15 protein-coding genes and 1 other annotated feature are annotated in these 14,448 nt (G+C 36.1%); of the genes, 11 read left to right on the top strand and 4 right to left on the bottom strand.

From position 1 onward, the window contains the following. The first annotated feature begins 166 nt into the window (after positions 1-166). Both ABF682_RS01350 and ABF682_RS01345 read left to right on the top strand, forming a co-directional pair. Positions 167-940 (top strand): ABC transporter ATP-binding protein, encoded by a 774-nt coding sequence (locus ABF682_RS01350; protein ID WP_289980911.1) that lies wholly within the window; start codon positions 167-169, stop codon positions 938-940. Beyond that, entirely contained in the window at positions 921-1,688 is a 768-nt protein-coding gene (locus ABF682_RS01345) for an ABC transporter permease (protein WP_354669258.1), read from the top strand. Before ABF682_RS01350 ends, ABF682_RS01345 begins: the two co-directional genes overlap by 20 nt. 112 nt (positions 1,689-1,800) lie before the next feature. Here ABF682_RS01345 and ABF682_RS01340 read toward each other — a convergent pair whose 3' ends face one another. Further along, a complete protein-coding gene (locus ABF682_RS01340) occupies positions 1,801-3,132 on the bottom strand; it encodes an MFS transporter (protein WP_415618767.1) in 1,332 nt (443 codons plus the stop codon). A 311-nt stretch (positions 3,133-3,443) separates the two neighbouring features. Here ABF682_RS01340 and ABF682_RS01335 point away from each other — a divergent pair, with 311 nt between their 5' ends. The 4 genes from ABF682_RS01335 (at position 3,444) to ABF682_RS01320 (ending at position 7,375) form a co-directional block, all read left to right on the top strand. Further along, positions 3,444-4,016, top strand: coding sequence for a uracil-DNA glycosylase family protein (locus tag ABF682_RS01335; protein ID WP_415618766.1), 573 nt, complete (start codon positions 3,444-3,446; stop codon positions 4,014-4,016). A gap of 31 nt (positions 4,017-4,047) precedes the next feature. After that, positions 4,048-5,082, top strand: coding sequence for an acryloyl-CoA reductase (locus tag ABF682_RS01330; RefSeq protein ID WP_289981212.1), 1,035 nt, complete (start codon positions 4,048-4,050; stop codon positions 5,080-5,082). 255 nt (positions 5,083-5,337) lie between these two features. Continuing rightward, the gene (locus ABF682_RS01325) at positions 5,338-6,906 is read left to right on the top strand and encodes an Nramp family divalent metal transporter (protein WP_415618765.1); all 1,569 of its coding nucleotides are present in this window, start codon (positions 5,338-5,340) and stop codon (positions 6,904-6,906) included. A gap of 40 nt (positions 6,907-6,946) precedes the next feature. Then, the gene (locus ABF682_RS01320; protein ID WP_415618764.1) at positions 6,947-7,375 is read left to right on the top strand and encodes a universal stress protein; all 429 of its coding nucleotides are present in this window, start codon (positions 6,947-6,949) and stop codon (positions 7,373-7,375) included. Positions 7,376-7,588: 213 nt separating this feature from the next. On the opposite strand, the gene ABF682_RS01315 is transcribed toward ABF682_RS01320, so the two are convergent. Next, positions 7,589-7,930, bottom strand: a complete 342-nt coding sequence (locus tag ABF682_RS01315) for an ArsR/SmtB family transcription factor (RefSeq protein WP_289981204.1) — start codon at positions 7,928-7,930, stop codon at positions 7,589-7,591. Positions 7,931-8,290: 360 nt separating this feature from the next. Here ABF682_RS01315 and ABF682_RS01310 point away from each other — a divergent pair, with 360 nt between their 5' ends. Beyond that, positions 8,291-9,142 carry an oxidoreductase gene (locus ABF682_RS01310; RefSeq protein WP_415618864.1) on the top strand — a complete coding sequence of 284 codons (852 nt, stop codon included), beginning with the start codon at positions 8,291-8,293 and terminating at the stop codon, positions 9,140-9,142. Positions 9,143-9,394: 252 nt separating this feature from the next. On the opposite strand, the gene ABF682_RS01305 is transcribed toward ABF682_RS01310, so the two are convergent. Both ABF682_RS01305 and ABF682_RS01300 read right to left on the bottom strand, forming a co-directional pair. After that, complete coding sequence (locus ABF682_RS01305; protein ID WP_415618863.1) at positions 9,395-10,057, bottom strand: VIT family protein; 663 nt, start codon at positions 10,055-10,057, stop codon at positions 9,395-9,397. Between the two features lie 90 nt (positions 10,058-10,147). After that, positions 10,148-10,828 (bottom strand): VIT family protein, encoded by a 681-nt coding sequence (locus tag ABF682_RS01300; RefSeq protein WP_289981203.1) that lies wholly within the window; start codon positions 10,826-10,828, stop codon positions 10,148-10,150. Between the two features lie 236 nt (positions 10,829-11,064). Between ABF682_RS01300 and hemH the strand changes: the two genes are divergently transcribed. The 4 genes from hemH to ABF682_RS01280 all read left to right on the top strand — a co-directional run bounded on the left by hemH (position 11,065) and on the right by ABF682_RS01280 (position 14,364). Next, positions 11,065-12,054, top strand: coding sequence for a ferrochelatase (gene hemH, locus ABF682_RS01295; protein WP_415618763.1), 990 nt, complete (start codon positions 11,065-11,067; stop codon positions 12,052-12,054). 90 nt (positions 12,055-12,144) lie between these two features. After that, the gene (locus tag ABF682_RS01290) at positions 12,145-12,282 is read left to right on the top strand and encodes a hypothetical protein (protein ID WP_289981198.1); all 138 of its coding nucleotides are present in this window, start codon (positions 12,145-12,147) and stop codon (positions 12,280-12,282) included. Next, positions 12,282-12,425, top strand: coding sequence for a hypothetical protein (locus ABF682_RS01285; RefSeq protein WP_164478088.1), 144 nt, complete (start codon positions 12,282-12,284; stop codon positions 12,423-12,425). The genes ABF682_RS01290 and ABF682_RS01285 overlap by 1 nt, the downstream gene beginning before the upstream one ends. Positions 12,426-12,723: 298 nt before the next feature. After that, positions 12,724-12,943: a binding site (T-box leader), on the top strand. A 53-nt stretch (positions 12,944-12,996) separates the two neighbouring features. Then, positions 12,997-14,364: an FAD-binding oxidoreductase gene (locus ABF682_RS01280; RefSeq protein WP_415618762.1), complete on the top strand. Its 1,368-nt coding sequence runs from the start codon at positions 12,997-12,999 to the stop codon at positions 14,362-14,364. Positions 14,365-14,448: the final 84 nt, after the last annotated feature.

Genomic DNA, 14,448 nt, shown 5'->3' with positions numbered 1-14,448 from the left:
TTTTGTTCTCCACAAGTATATATTTTTTTAATTCCATACTTCGATCACCGTCTAAGTAACCAAAGTATATACTAAAAGCTGTTGAAATACAAAGATATCTTAATTGAAGACAGTTAATGATTTTTAACTTGGTCTATTAAAAAGTAATTTAAGGAGTGTGGAAAATATGGTGAATTTTGAAGAGATAGTTTTGACTGCTGATAACCTAGTGAAACAGTATGGTACCTTCTTTGCAGTAAAAAATATTTCAATACAGTTAAAAAAGGGTAAATCATTGGCTATTCTTGGGCCAAATGGTGCTGGAAAATCAACAACATTGAAAATGATATATGCAACAACTGCTATCACAACTGGACATGTTGAGATAAAAGGAATTGATGTTGAAACTAATCCACGAGAGGCTAAGCGCCATATTGGGGTAGTTATGCAAGATGACTTGCTGGATACATCGCTGAATGTAATGGAGAATATGGTAGCGCATGCCATTTTATTTGATATTCCATGGAAATTAGCTAAGAAAAAAGCGGAAAGACTACTAAAATTTGTAGGTCTCTTAAATTATCAAAAAAAAGAAATTTATGAATTATCAGGTGGAATGAGAAGACGATTGGTGCTAGCACGCGCTTTAGTCAATAATCCAGAATTAATTATTCTTGATGAACCAACGACTGGATTGGATATTCAATCGAGACATGTTTTTTGGAACAAATTAGAGCAATTGAAGGAAAAGGGCGTATCAATACTAATTACATCGCACTATGGTGAGGAGATTGAACGTTTGGCTGATGACGTAATGATTATTAATCATGGAGAAAAAATTGTTAGTGGACCAACGAAATTGTTACCTGCACAACAAGGATATGGAAATATCGAAGAAACTTATCTAGGACTAACTGGATATACGAAGGAGCATGAAGAAATTGAACAAACTCTCAGTTAATGGTATTTGGCATGTTATTCAACGTAATTGGATGAGCTTCAAAAAGTTAATTAAAATCTCGATTTTCCCGAATTTGTTTGATCCAATTTTATATTTAGCAGCAATGGGATTAGGGATTGGACATTTTGTTGGACATATAGGAGGAATGCCTTATTTAAACTTTGTTTCACTTGGACTAGTAGCGGCGACCGGTATGAATGCCGCTAATGCAGAAAGTGTAACTAATGCTTATATCCAGATGTATCTGGACAAGACTTATTATGAGATGAGTACGAGTCCAATTAATTTAGAAGAAATTATTGTAGGCCAGGCTTTATGGGCAGGGGTTCGGAGTACAATATTTGGTACCTTATTTTTATTAGTAACCCTATTTATGGGAATCTTACAAAGTTGGATGGTAGTGTTTATTCCAGTTATTCTATTTATTACAGGTACCTTATTTGGTTTTTTAGGATTGACATTTACTTTATTAGCACCTACGAGAGACTACCTTAACTATTTCAGTATGTTAATCATTCAACCAATGTACATGTTCTCAAACACCTTTTTTCCTTTAGGATCTGTTTCACCTTGGTTGAGAAATGTCGGTTGGTTATCACCACTGACACATGCAGTAGATTTAATTCGACAAATGGCAACAGGTGCTGTAACACTGCAAAGCTTGAACGATATAATTTGGTTGATTATAGTTGCTGTCGTACTTTCTTTTGTTCCCCAAAGTATAGTTAGGTCAAAGTTAAATTATTAATAAAACAAAGAAAGTATGCACTTTGATATTTTAACTGATTTTATATAAATATATTATATAAATCAAGGCTTGCAGCCATTTTTGAATTTTATTGCAATCTAAGGCAATCGCCTTAACTTTTCTTGTACTTGATTGATGTTTCTGGAGCAAAAATGAAACAAAATATCCCAGCGAAAAGAAGAATTAGTCCGCAAGTTAACATTGAGAATTGAACGTTTAATGAACTTGTGATGACGGGGAGTAAAACAGTACCCGCAGCAGCTCCGATTCTGCTGATAGTCACAACCATTCCTACACCAGTTCCTCGAATATTTGAATCAAATAGTTCGGATGTGTAAGGGTAATCCATTACCAATCCAGCTGATAAAGTGAGTGAGAACAAGGAAAAAGTAAGTAGTGCCAGCTCTTTAGGGATGGAACTCCACAGGGCTAGTATTAGCAAGCAGATTGCAGAAAGCAGAAAGTCACCGACTAGAAAATGTCTGCGGCTAAAAGTACCAAAGATTCTTATTCCGAAAATAATACCTAAAAACATACATCCGTTATACAAGTAACCTACTAAACTCGTATTGGATATTCCCATTTTAGAAACTAAGATAGGCAAAAAAATACTGATTCCAAAAAAAGAAAATGCTTGAGAAGCGTAAAATACACCACCGACTAAAGTATATCTAATGTATTTCTTTGAAAAAAGAATTGTCCATGAGAAGTTAGCAGAAGATGCAGTGACCTTTGCGGCATGTATCTTTTGTTTTTTTGAGATTCCCCACTTAGTACCCAAGTGTTTTTGAATGACTCTTTGAGCTCTTTTTGGTTTACCCTGATTGACTAACCAACTAGGGGATGCGGGCAGTCTGGCAAATGAACGAAAGACTGCAGTGATTATTCCAAATAAAGCAGGTGAAACCATGAGGATTTTCCAAGTCGATTCCCCAAATCCGGTAATGAATGAATTGGAGAAAGAAGCTAAAATGAATCCTAATGTCCAATAGATTACTAAATGACTTTGCATTTTTCCGCTTTCTTTAAACGGTAACCATTCAATAAGCAAAGCATTCCCAACCGTGTAATCAATAGCAATCATTAAGCCAACAGCTATTCTAAAGATAAATGTTAACCAGAGATTTGAAGTAAAAAGCTGGCATAATGAAACTCCAGTCAAGACATACATATTAATTAGTAACAATTGTTTCCTACCAATATTGTCAGATATTTTTCCTACAAAGAGACTGCCTGCAAGACCAATTAATGTTCCAGAACCAATCAAACCAACCCATAGACTAGAAATCGGTAAATATTTTTGTGCAGCGGAAATTGCCGTACCACTAATTTGAATAGTATAGCCGCTAGTGAATTGACCTAGGATAATTGCTAAATAAATTCTTAAATGCACATTTGAAAATGGTGCGTGTTTGTAAAACTTTTTTTGATCTTCTTTTTCCATAAATTAAACTGCTATATCAAAGCAGTTAGATAACAGCTCCTTAAAAAAATGTATTTTGGGATAAATCACTTCTTTATATGTATTAGAGTCTCCTAATCTTTATACATATAGCGGTTCATGAGTGCTTTTTTATTTCTCACCGGTTGCAGTAAAAAATGATAGCACATTATATTATACTATACTTTCAAAGTTCCTATAAGAAAGCAACACAATAGGATAGAGAACTGCGATGATAAAGGGAATCGTATAAATTATTTAGTATTCTGTTGTATAATTGAACATATAAAGTCTACTTGAACGGGGGAATAATAATGAGTATTTATGATGATATTGTGAACGATGAGCAGAACAAGAATTATACCGCTGCGAGACTATATCCTGTCTTTTCAGCACCTAAAACGGCTAAAGTATTGATTATTGGACAAGCTCCGGGAAAGAAAGTACAGGACTCCGGTATTATGTGGAATGATGCTTCTGGTGATCGATTACGTGAATGGCTAGGAATTGATAAAGCAACATTTTATGATTCTGGAGAAATTGCGGTTATTCCCATGGACTTCTATTATCCTGGAAAGGCAAAATCAGGTGATAAGCCACCCAGAAAGGGAATTGCAGCAAAATGGCATCCAAAATTATTGGCACAAATGCCGAATATTCAACTCACAGTTCTAATAGGTGCCTATGCCCAGCGATATTATTTGAATTTAACACCCAAAACAACAATAACAAGTACAGTTCAACATTTTATGGAATACTTACCTGAATATTTTCCTATCGTCCATCCATCACCACGTAACAATATTTGGCTAACGAAAAATCCTTGGTTCTTAACAGATGTAATACCAGAATTAAAGAAGCAGATTACAAGAACTATTCAAGTATAAAGCAGAAATTATTGCAGAAGGGATTTGAATAATGGAAGATAAGTTATTTAAAGCAATAGTGGTTGATAAGAGCGAGAACATGCAAGAGGTGCAGCAAGAACTGCGAAATATTACCCTTTCTGACTTATCTGAAGGGAATGTAATTGTGAAGATTGCGTATTCTTCGTTAAATTATAAAGATGTGCTGGCCTTTCAGAATAACGCAGGAGTAATCCGAAAGTATCCCATGGTTCCAGGGGTGGATTTTGGCGGTACAGTTATTGAGACGGGCGATTCTCGGTTTTTAATAGGGGATAAGGTATTGTGCACGGGTTACAATGTGGGCGTCTCACATACGGGGGGCTTATCTGAGTATGCAAGGGTTCCTGCAGAATGGCTGATAAAACTAGGCCAAGATGTATCATTGAAATATATTATGTCACTGGGGACCGCGGGATTGACGGCTGCACTTTCTGTGCACGAAATTATTGCAGAAGGGGCAAAAATTGATTCTAAAGTACTTGTTACAGGTATTACTGGCGGAGTGGGAGGTATCGTTATTGCTCTTTTAAAAAAATTGAAAATGAAAAATATTTCAGTTTTTGTCAGGAACAAAGAACAGCAAGATAGTTATCGCAAAGAGTTTCAACACGTGTATTTACAAGAGGAACTTGCAACTAAAAAATTGATTGCACAGCAAAAATTCGATTATGTAATTGATTGCGTGGGAGGAACAGTGTTGGAAGCTGTATTACCTTGGGTTAGTTATAAAGGAGTAGTTACAGCATGTGGAAACATTGCTGGTAACAAATTAGAAACTAATATACTTCCCTTTATCTTACGTGGTGTCCGATTAATTGGGATCGATTCAGTAAATATCACACTTGAAGAAAAAAAGGAGATATGGCAGCGATTGTTGACGGATTGGAATATTGCCGAGACATTTTCAGTGAATGTTTTTCCATTGACTGAGGTTGAATATGTGGTCGATAATTGGACCAAAGCAAGAAATAGGGGCAGAATTATAATTAGTATGCCGGACACCAAAATTGTTGAAAAACAAGTAGGCCGAGTACATGTTTATTAAGTTATTGCAAAGTAGTCATTGAGGAGTTGAGTCAAAAAATTTAATTTTGATTTGGCTCCATTTGTTTATTCAGGATGAACGTGTCTCACCTACAATGAAGCTGATTCTAGGGGTGAATTTTAAGCAAATATTAATAGAAAAAGTCACTATTGAAAAATATTTTTTATGGTTAGCCTAAAAAAAAGTTCAAATTAAGCAAACTGTGGTGTATAATACATTTTGGTTCTACTTAATATTTGAAAGGTGGTAATAATTTTGAGCAATAATACCCAAGAAAAAAAGCATAAATTAATTGAATATGCTAATGGTCCTTCGCTTGAAGAAATAAATGGTACTGTTGAAGTACCAAAAGGCAAGGGGTTCATTAGGACATTGTTTGCCTATTCCGGTCCTGGAGCACTAGTTGCTGTGGGATACATGGATCCAGGTAACTGGTCGACATCTATCACTGGTGGACAAAATTTCCAATATCTATTAATTTCCGTTATCTTAATCTCAAGTTTGATTGCGATGTTGTTACAATACATGGCTGCCAAACTTGGAATTGTGAGCCAGATGGATTTAGCACAGGCGATTCGTGCACGTACAAGCAAATCATTAGTAATTGTTTTATGGATTTTGACAGAATTAGCTATTATGGCAACTGATATTGCTGAAGTTATTGGTGCTGCGATTGCTTTATATCTTTTATTTCATATACCACTAGTTATCTCTGTATTTATTACTGTTTTTGATGTTTTGTTATTATTACTTTTAACTAAGATTGGTTTTCGAAAGATTGAAGCAATTGTTGTATGTTTGATTTTTGTTATTTTATTTGTTTTTGTTTATCAAGTAGCACTTTCAAATCCATCATGGGGCGATATTTTGAAGGGTTTCATTCCATCTCTTAAAACAGTCTCTACTTCGCCAAGTATTGGTGGACAGACACCTTTAACTGGTGCACTTGGTATTATTGGAGCAACTGTTATGCCACATAATTTATATTTGCATTCAGCTGTTTCACAAACAAGAAAGATTGATCACAATAATAAAGAAGAAATTGCACAAGCTGTTAGATTTTCTGCATGGGATTCAAATATTCAATTGTCTCTTGCTTTTGTTGTTAATTCACTTCTCCTTATCATGGGTGTTGCGGTCTTTAAGACAGGTGCTGTAAAGGATCCTTCGTTCTTCGGACTTTTCCAAGCACTTTCAGACGCATCGACTTTAAGTAATGGAGTATTGGCTGAGGTAGCTCGTTCAGGAATCCTATCAATTCTGTTTGCAGTTGCTCTACTTGCTTCTGGTCAAAATTCAACAATTACAGGGACACTAACAGGACAAGTTATTATGGAAGGTTTTGTTCACTTAAGAATGCCACTGTGGTTGCGCAGATTAGTTACACGTCTTATTTCAGTTATCCCTGTTCTGATTTGTGTTGTTTTGACAAATGGTAAGAGTGAAATTGCTGAACATGAGGCTTTAAACACATTAATGAATAATTCACAGGTTTTTCTTGCATTCGCGTTACCTTTCTCAATGTTACCGCTATTAATGTTAACTGATAGTAATGCTGAAATGGGTCAGAAATTTAAGAATGCAATTTGGATTAAAATTCTTGGATGGATTTCTGTAATAGGGTTGACAGTCCTTAATATTATTGGATTACCTGACCAAATAGGCAATTTCTTTGGAGATAATGCTTCTGCAACTCAATTGGCAATTGGTGATTACATTGCATATGCATTGATTATCGGAATATTGGCGTTATTAATTTGGACGGTTTTTGATCTTTATAAAGGAAACAAGGCATTTGCTGCAAAAGCTCTTGAGGAAAAATAGGAAATTTGTTTGATGTTTGTTGCGAAAGGTAGGAATCGAAATGAAAAAAGTAGAGAGAATATTAGTTGGTGTTGATGATTCGGCGGATGCCCTTTTGGCTTTTGACTATGCAATTGAAAGAGCAGTTGCAGAAGATGCCGAACTCATAATTACATCGATTCTTGAAAGTGATGAATTAAGCGTTTTTCAAGCAATGGATAAAGACTTCATTCATGGTGAGAGATCAGAGTTAGAGGAGCATATTTTGGGATATCGTGATCAAGCACTTGCTAAGGGAGTTAAGCATGTTAGAACGATTATCGCAGAAGGCGACGCAGGTGAATCAATTGTGAAGAAGGTTATTCCTAAGGTAAGTCCTGATTTGTTGATAATTGGTTCGGAATCAAAGAAGGGTATCAAGGGTCGTTTTGGTAGCCAGGCAGCATACATGGCTAAACATGCTCCAATATCAGTTTTGGTAGTTAGATAGAAATTCCATTTTGATTAGGTTTTACAGTCAAAAGACTGGGTAAGGAATATCGACCTCCAAAAGTTAGATTAAAAATCTAATTTTCGGGGGTCGGTATTTTTGTAGTTAAATATAATCTAAACCATTTTTTATTGGTTCTGGCTGAACATAGAATATGAGACGGTAAAATTTATCATCTACTCAAAAGCCTACTGACATATGTGAGCCAGCAAGCTATTGACCATGCCCTTTGCCACGAATAACATGGTCAGCATGTGCAAGTGTTTCATTTACCACATCAAGAATATGTGGATCATCGAGTTGATAATAATTTGCCTTGCCTAATCTAGTTGCAGTCACCAGTTGATGCTTGCGCAGCGTTGCTAGCTGATGAGAAACGACCGATTGTTCGATATTTAGTAATTCAACCAAGTCACTGACGTTAAGAGACTGTTGTTCCAGAACCTTTAGCAGTTGTAACCGGATGGGATTACTTAGTATTTTGAATATTTTTTGTGATTCCATAAGATGAGCGGAATCAAGTAGCTGAATCTTCACTTTACTTTTTGAATCCATTTTGTTCGGCCTCTTCCCATTAGAATTTCGTAATTGTCAAAATACTTCTATTATATTATATTATATGATTAATTGTTCTGCTAGCCTAGGAAATAAGCTGCTTGGAATATCTACGCTAATTGTACCTTCCAAATTAATAGCAAAAAGAGCTAGCCATTTTGACAATTTCATATGAGTTACTAGATGAGAAAAGGAAATGTGCATAAATCGGTATCTCGAGCAACTTCATTCCCTCAATCTTACAAATTATCAAAGTTAATAATGATTTCAAAAGTTGACTTAAAGTATACTTTAGATGGTATATTAACATTATTCAAGTTAAATGTAGTTCTTGAAAATAATTCAAAAGAAGGCTTTCTAATGCAAAAGGAAAAACGGGTCTGGTTTGTTACTGGCACATCAACTGGTTTTGGACGTCAATTAGTTGAACAATTAATTTCTGAGAACGAATTAGTTGTGGCTACTGCTCGTAATATTGATAAAATTTCGGATTGGAGTAATAAGCCCAATGTCTTGATTGAAACGGTTGATGTCACAATTCCCAGTCAAATTGAAAAAGCCATGCAACAAGCTGTGGATCGTTGGGGTCGCATTGATATCCTGGTAAATAATGCTGGTTGGGGATATTTTGGCTCTGTAGAGGAAACTGATGATCAAAAAGTACGGCAGATGATGGAAACTAACTTTTGGGGTGTTTCGAATGCAACCCGCAGTGTTTTGCCAATAATGAGAAAGCAAAAATCCGGCTACATCATCAATCTTAGTTCAATTGCCGGGTTGCTTGGAACGCCATCACTGGGTTATTACAATGCAAGCAAGCATGCTGTTGAAGGTTTGATGAAGTCGTTGTTAAAAGAAGTTAGCCCATTGGGTATTAAAATCACGAATATTGAACCTGGACCTTTTAGAACTGACTGGGCCGGTAGATCACATTTGTCTGCTCCACAAACAATTTCTGCTTATGATGCAACTGCACATAAGCGAACCCAAACAATTGAAGGCTTTTCAGGGGAACAAAAAGGTTCTCCTGCTTTAGTTGCCAAGGCTATTATTAAGTTGAGTCAATTAAAGAATCCGCCTTTACATTTCTTAGCGGGGAAAGATGCTTTTAACCGTTTCCAAGAAGAAATTGAACAGGAAAAGATTGATTTTAATAATTTTAAAGAGGATTCGACTCATCTTGATTATGGTGATGAGAGTTACTGGGATTAGTCGTAAATTTCCAAAATTTAATAGCTGAAATTAGAGAGTGTACCATGAATTTTTATTTATGAAACACTTTTATCTGTAATGAATAGAGGAATTGGATCAAAATTTAACTTTTGACTCAATTCCTCTATTTATGCTAGTTGAAATAAAAATAGAATATCTGAAAATATGATTGTAATAATATCAATTTAGATTTTTTAAAATGAGCATAGAAGCACATAATAAATGTGATAACGGTAAAATTTTGGTGGATTTTTATAATAAAATCCCAATGCTATAATGGATAATCATTGTCAAAATACCAACAAGCAGATTACGCATAATAGCAATTTTAACTAAGCCATTTCCTAATCTAGCACTCAAATAACCAGTTAAGGAAACCGAGACACAAACGGCAAGGATAGTTGCAGGCCACTGGAAACTAACAGGGCATAAGGTCATTGCAGCTAATGGGAAAATCCCACCTGCTGTTGCTGAGAATAGTGATGAAAAAGCTGCTGCCCAAGGGTTCATATAATGTCCCAGCTTCAGGTTATATTTAATATCAACCAATGTTTCGAGTGGCTTTTTAGCTATCAAGTCTGCAGCTATTTCAGTTGCAGTTGCAGGTGTAACTCCTTTTTCTTCATAAAATAGAGCAATTCGCTTTTTTTCAGCATTTAAATTATTATCCAGTAGAAGCTTTTCTTTTGATACAACAGATTTTTCAGTATCCTTTTGTGTACTCACTGATGCATACTCACCAGCTGCCATTGAGAAGGCACATGCAATTAAATCAGCAAGTCCAGCAATGAAAATTGTAAATTGATTTGTTGTTGCAACAGCGACACTAAATAAGACACCGACGACGGTCAGAATTCCATCGTTTGATCCTAGAACTCCAGCACGCAGAGTATTCAGTTTTTCATCAATTGTCATTTTTGATTTATTCGTATTCTGTTCAACATTTTTGTTAATATTTGTACTAACATTCTTATTTTTTTTCAAAATATCAGGATTCACTTAAAATCACCTTCCTATTAATGTACCAATTCCATATGTTACAAGCATTGTTAATATACCAGAAATAACATTTCGTATAACGCTATTTCTCCGATTTGAATTTCCAAGAACTGCGGCAATAAACCCTGTGATAGCCAAAGCAATTACGACGGAAATAAAAGTTGCAAAGACCTTTATTGATTCGGGCAACATTGTGATTGCTAATAAAGGTAGAATCGAACCCAGAGGGAAAGATATCATTGACGATAATGCTGCAGCATATGGACTCGTAAATTCACTGATATCAAAGCCAAAACGTTCGCGAACAGATGTTAACAGTGCATCTTTTTTCATCATTTCAGAAGCTGCCTTAGTAGCAAGCTCGGGTTGGATTCCTTTTAATACGTATTTATCTCTGACATATGATACTTCTCCATCATAGTTCAGTGAGAGAGCCGATTTTTGTTGAATAATTGCTTTTTTCTGTGCATCTTTTTGTGCATTTACTGATACATATTCGCCCATGGCCATTGATACAGTTCCAGCCAACATTCCAGCAATTCCAGCTAGAAAAATAGCATAGTTATTGTCAGTTGCTCCGGCGACACCAATAACAATCCCAGCGACAGACAAAATACCATCATTAGCCCCCATCACGGCTGCTCGCATAATATTGACTTTTTGCGCGAGACTTCTTTTCTTCTCCATTACACTAATCCCTCCAACTAGTTTAGAATATTTCTAAACTAGTAATTATTATAGTATACATTTGAAGAAATGTAAATTGATAACAAAGGAGTATGAGCAAAAAATAAGTAATCATAAATTTTTACTTTGAATCAGTTAGTAATTATGCTAAAATTGGAAAAAAGTAATTGAGAATGTTTATCAATTAACTGTTCGTTAGTCTCTTATTAAATGGCAACTTAAAAAGGGTGAAAAAAATGAAAAAAGGTGTTTTATTAATTAATTTAGGAACTCCTAAGACTCCTACGCCAGCTGATGTGCGTATTTATCTAAAAAAGTTCTTGAGTGATCCGCGTGTGATTGATATGCCAGCGTGGAAATGGAATCCAATTTTAAATTTGGCAATTCTACCCCACAGACCTGAGAAATCAGCCAAGTTATATCAGACAATTTGGTCAGAGGAACATGGTTCACCTTTGCTTTATTACACACAACGACAAAAAGAGATGTTGCAAGCAGAGTTACCTGATTATGTAGTTCGCTATGCTATGAGTTATAGTGAACCTGAAATTGCAGAGGAACTTCTTGAGCTGGAGCAAATGGAAGTCGATAACTTAACAATTATTCCATTGTATCCGCAATACTCAACGACAACGGTTGGTTCGGTTGTAGATGATATCAACCGCTTTTATATGGGAAGAATAAAGATACCTAATCTAAAGATAGTCACAGATTTTTGTGACTATCTTCCATATATCAATGCACTGGCAGATAAAATAAAAACGGCAATTAATGAATTTCAACCAGATAGACTATTATTTTCTTATCATGGTATTCCTGTTAGTTACGTTGAGAAAGGTGATCCATATGCTGAACGGTGCAAAATCACAACCAAGCTGATAATGGAGAGACTACAGAATGTTCCGTATACTGAAACCTTTCAGTCTAGATTTGGACCAGACAAGTGGTTGACACCTGCGACAGATGATACATTACGGGCTTTCCCTAATGAAGGAGTTAAGCGTGTATTGGTGGTTGCTCCAAGCTTTGTTTCAGACTGTCTTGAAACATTGCATGAACTTGAAATTGAGAATCAAGAATATTTCATGGAAAGCGGTGGCACGGAATTTAAGATGGTTCCAGCACTTAATGATGATTTTGCTTTTACCCAAGTACTTAAAGGTCTGGTATTGGACCAAGATACTAGGTCTGTTGCAGAACCTGACAAAAAGCTGGGAATCAGATAGTAGTGAGTCTTATCAATAGATTTTGAGCACTATTTTACTCTATAATGATTTAAGGGATACAGAGGCTTTTCTTTGTATGGGGGTGAAGGTGTGAAAAAATTAGGTTCTGGAGTAGGTTTTTGGGCAAAACTATCGCTTATTTTGACCTTAGCTCAGTTGTTGATGGCAATTTACAAAGAGGTTCAAGTGGCAAAAGGTAAAAAAGTCAATGATAGGAGGCAAAAATGATGAATTTAATTAAGGGATTATTTAAGTTCGTACTTGCAGTTGGTTTAGTTGTTGGCGGTGTTTTAGTTGGTGGAACTATTTTCGCTTCTAAGAAGATTGATGATTTAGGAGATAAGTTGCAAGACAAGATTCATGGAAAATAAGGATTGATTTGTTAATTTAAGCGAAGTAGAAGGAGCTAAGTCATGAGCTATTTTCTGGCTTAGCTTTTTACTTGTTTGCAGATATATGATACAAGTGGGAGTGTGCCATAAGTCGGGGGAATTTGAGTACTAACTCGAAATTACGAACATAGCAGGCACTTTACTATAAGTAATTCGAAGTTAGACGGAGAATTTTGACTTATGAAACACGTTTATACGGAATAAATAGAGAAACTGAATCAAAATTTAACTTTTGACCCAGCACCCTCTTGACTTTTAAAATCTAAAAATCCATAATTACATTAAAATCAAAAGATGAGTAGATTAATTTTGAATTAAGAGAGCTATTGTGTTGCTGGAAGATAGTTGAAAGATTGGTTGAAGATGGTCTTTGATAAAAATGATGAATTGGTAAATACAGTAAACTGATTACGGAGATGCCCGTTACCGCATTGAAGTGGACTTAACTAATAATTTAAGTTTATCAAGGTGGTACCGCGGCAAGAGTCGTCCTTCATATGAGAAGGGCGGCTTTTTTGTAGAAGATGCGGAGAAGAAAGGAAGTCAGAATATGACATTAGATTTAAGCAAGTTACAATTACCAACTGGAGAAATAGTAATTGATGAGAAAATATTAAAGGATTATGGTCAGAATAAATTTACCCAAGAAAAAATTACGGGTAGCAAACCGGCTGTTTTAATTGATGCCAAGAGTATTGTGGATGTACAAGCGACAGTTAAATTTGCTAACCAGGAAAAAATTGCAGTTACAGTCTACGGTGGAGGAACTTCGATTGTTAATGGCTCAGCTGGTGAAAATGGTGGAATTGTCTTGAATCTGACAAAGTTAAATAAGATTATCGAGATAAATACGGCAGATCAAACGGCCGTGGTAGAAGCTGGAGTTTTAAATGGAACATTGGATGAAGAAGTGCGTAAGCAAGGTTACTTCTTTGCACCAGATCCAGGCTCAAAACCAATTAGTACAGTTGGCGGAAATATTGCGACGAATGCCGGTGGGATGAGTTCTTTAAAGTACGGAACAACAAAACAATCCGTTTTAGGGCTGAAAGTTGTACTGGCTGATGGGACAATTGTTGAAACTGGCGGACGCTGCTTTAAAAACAATGCAGGTTATGATTTGACAGATTTATTTGTTGGTTCTGAGGGAACGCTGGGGGTCGTAGTAGAAGCAACAGTTCGAATCCTACCGATTCCTTTTGGCAATGCAACAACAGGCTTGGCAACATTTGCAGATATGAAGGCATTGAGTGTTGCTGTTGAAAAAATATCAGCTAGTGGCTTAAATCCGTCGATGTTAGAAGCATTAAATAAGACGTCGATTGAAGCACTTGATGCCCTTGAAGGGACTGATATGGGCAAAGAGGGTGCAGAGGCATTGTTGATTTTCCAATTGGACGTAACACCAGAAGGAGCATTAGAGGCGCTTAAGGAGACACTAGAACAAAATAAGGCCTTGCACGTTTCAGTAACAGATGACTCTGAATACGCAAAGAAAATTGTCAAAATAAGACAGGACTATTATAAAGCAGAAGCGGCTTATGGGAGACTAGTTGTCGAAGATGTGGCAGTCCCATTATCTAAGCTCCCAGAACTTGCAGAGTTTGTAGATAATCTTAGTTTTACTTCACCAGTTAAGGCGTTCTTAGGCGGCCATGCAGGTGATGGTAATTTCCATCCGAACATTGCAATTCCTAAAGACTTAGACACAATCCCAGAAGATGTGCAGAGTGCAATCACTAAGATTTTTGCTTTTGCACAGTCACTGGGGGGAACCATTTCTGCCGAACACGGAATCGGTGACCTAAAATATGGATGGATTGTCTCACAGTTGGGGCAAGAGGTTGTCGATTTGCAACGTAAAGTCAAGCAGGCATTTGATCCTAATAATATTTTGAACCCTGGGCGCAAGATTTAAATAATAATGTTTGAAGTTAGACAGAGGATTTTGACTTATGATAACCCCCTTTAGTTTGTTAAAGACTAGGGAATATGACCTACA

The sequence above is a fragment of the Liquorilactobacillus sp. genome (assembly GCF_047719775.1).
GTDB lineage: Bacteria > Bacillota > Bacilli > Lactobacillales > Lactobacillaceae > Liquorilactobacillus.
The sequence above is the reverse complement of the archived record's forward strand: the minus strand, read 5'-3'. Positions and strand labels throughout refer to the sequence as shown.

Bases quoted from the DNA above. Each gene is read 5' to 3' on its own strand.
- ABF682_RS01350 (WP_289980911.1), top strand. From the start codon at position 167: ATGGTGAATTTTGAAGAGATAGTTTTGACTGCTGATAACCTAGTGAAA.
- ABF682_RS01340 (WP_415618767.1), bottom strand. From the start codon at position 3,132: ATGGAAAAAGAAGATCAAAAAAAGTTTTACAAACACGCACCATTTTCA.
- ABF682_RS01335 (WP_415618766.1), top strand. From the start codon at position 3,444: ATGAGTATTTATGATGATATTGTGAACGATGAGCAGAACAAGAATTAT.
- ABF682_RS01330 (WP_289981212.1), top strand. From the start codon at position 4,048: ATGGAAGATAAGTTATTTAAAGCAATAGTGGTTGATAAGAGCGAGAAC.
- ABF682_RS01320 (WP_415618764.1), top strand. From the start codon at position 6,947: ATGAAAAAAGTAGAGAGAATATTAGTTGGTGTTGATGATTCGGCGGAT.
- ABF682_RS01315 (WP_289981204.1), bottom strand. From the start codon at position 7,930: ATGGATTCAAAAAGTAAAGTGAAGATTCAGCTACTTGATTCCGCTCAT.
- ABF682_RS01310 (WP_415618864.1), top strand. From the start codon at position 8,291: ATGCAAAAGGAAAAACGGGTCTGGTTTGTTACTGGCACATCAACTGGT.
- ABF682_RS01305 (WP_415618863.1), bottom strand. From the start codon at position 10,057: ATGACAATTGATGAAAAACTGAATACTCTGCGTGCTGGAGTTCTAGGA.
- ABF682_RS01300 (WP_289981203.1), bottom strand. From the start codon at position 10,828: ATGGAGAAGAAAAGAAGTCTCGCGCAAAAAGTCAATATTATGCGAGCA.
- hemH (WP_415618763.1), top strand. From the start codon at position 11,065: ATGAAAAAAGGTGTTTTATTAATTAATTTAGGAACTCCTAAGACTCCT.
- ABF682_RS01285 (WP_164478088.1), top strand. From the start codon at position 12,282: ATGAATTTAATTAAGGGATTATTTAAGTTCGTACTTGCAGTTGGTTTA.
- ABF682_RS01280 (WP_415618762.1), top strand. From the start codon at position 12,997: ATGACATTAGATTTAAGCAAGTTACAATTACCAACTGGAGAAATAGTA.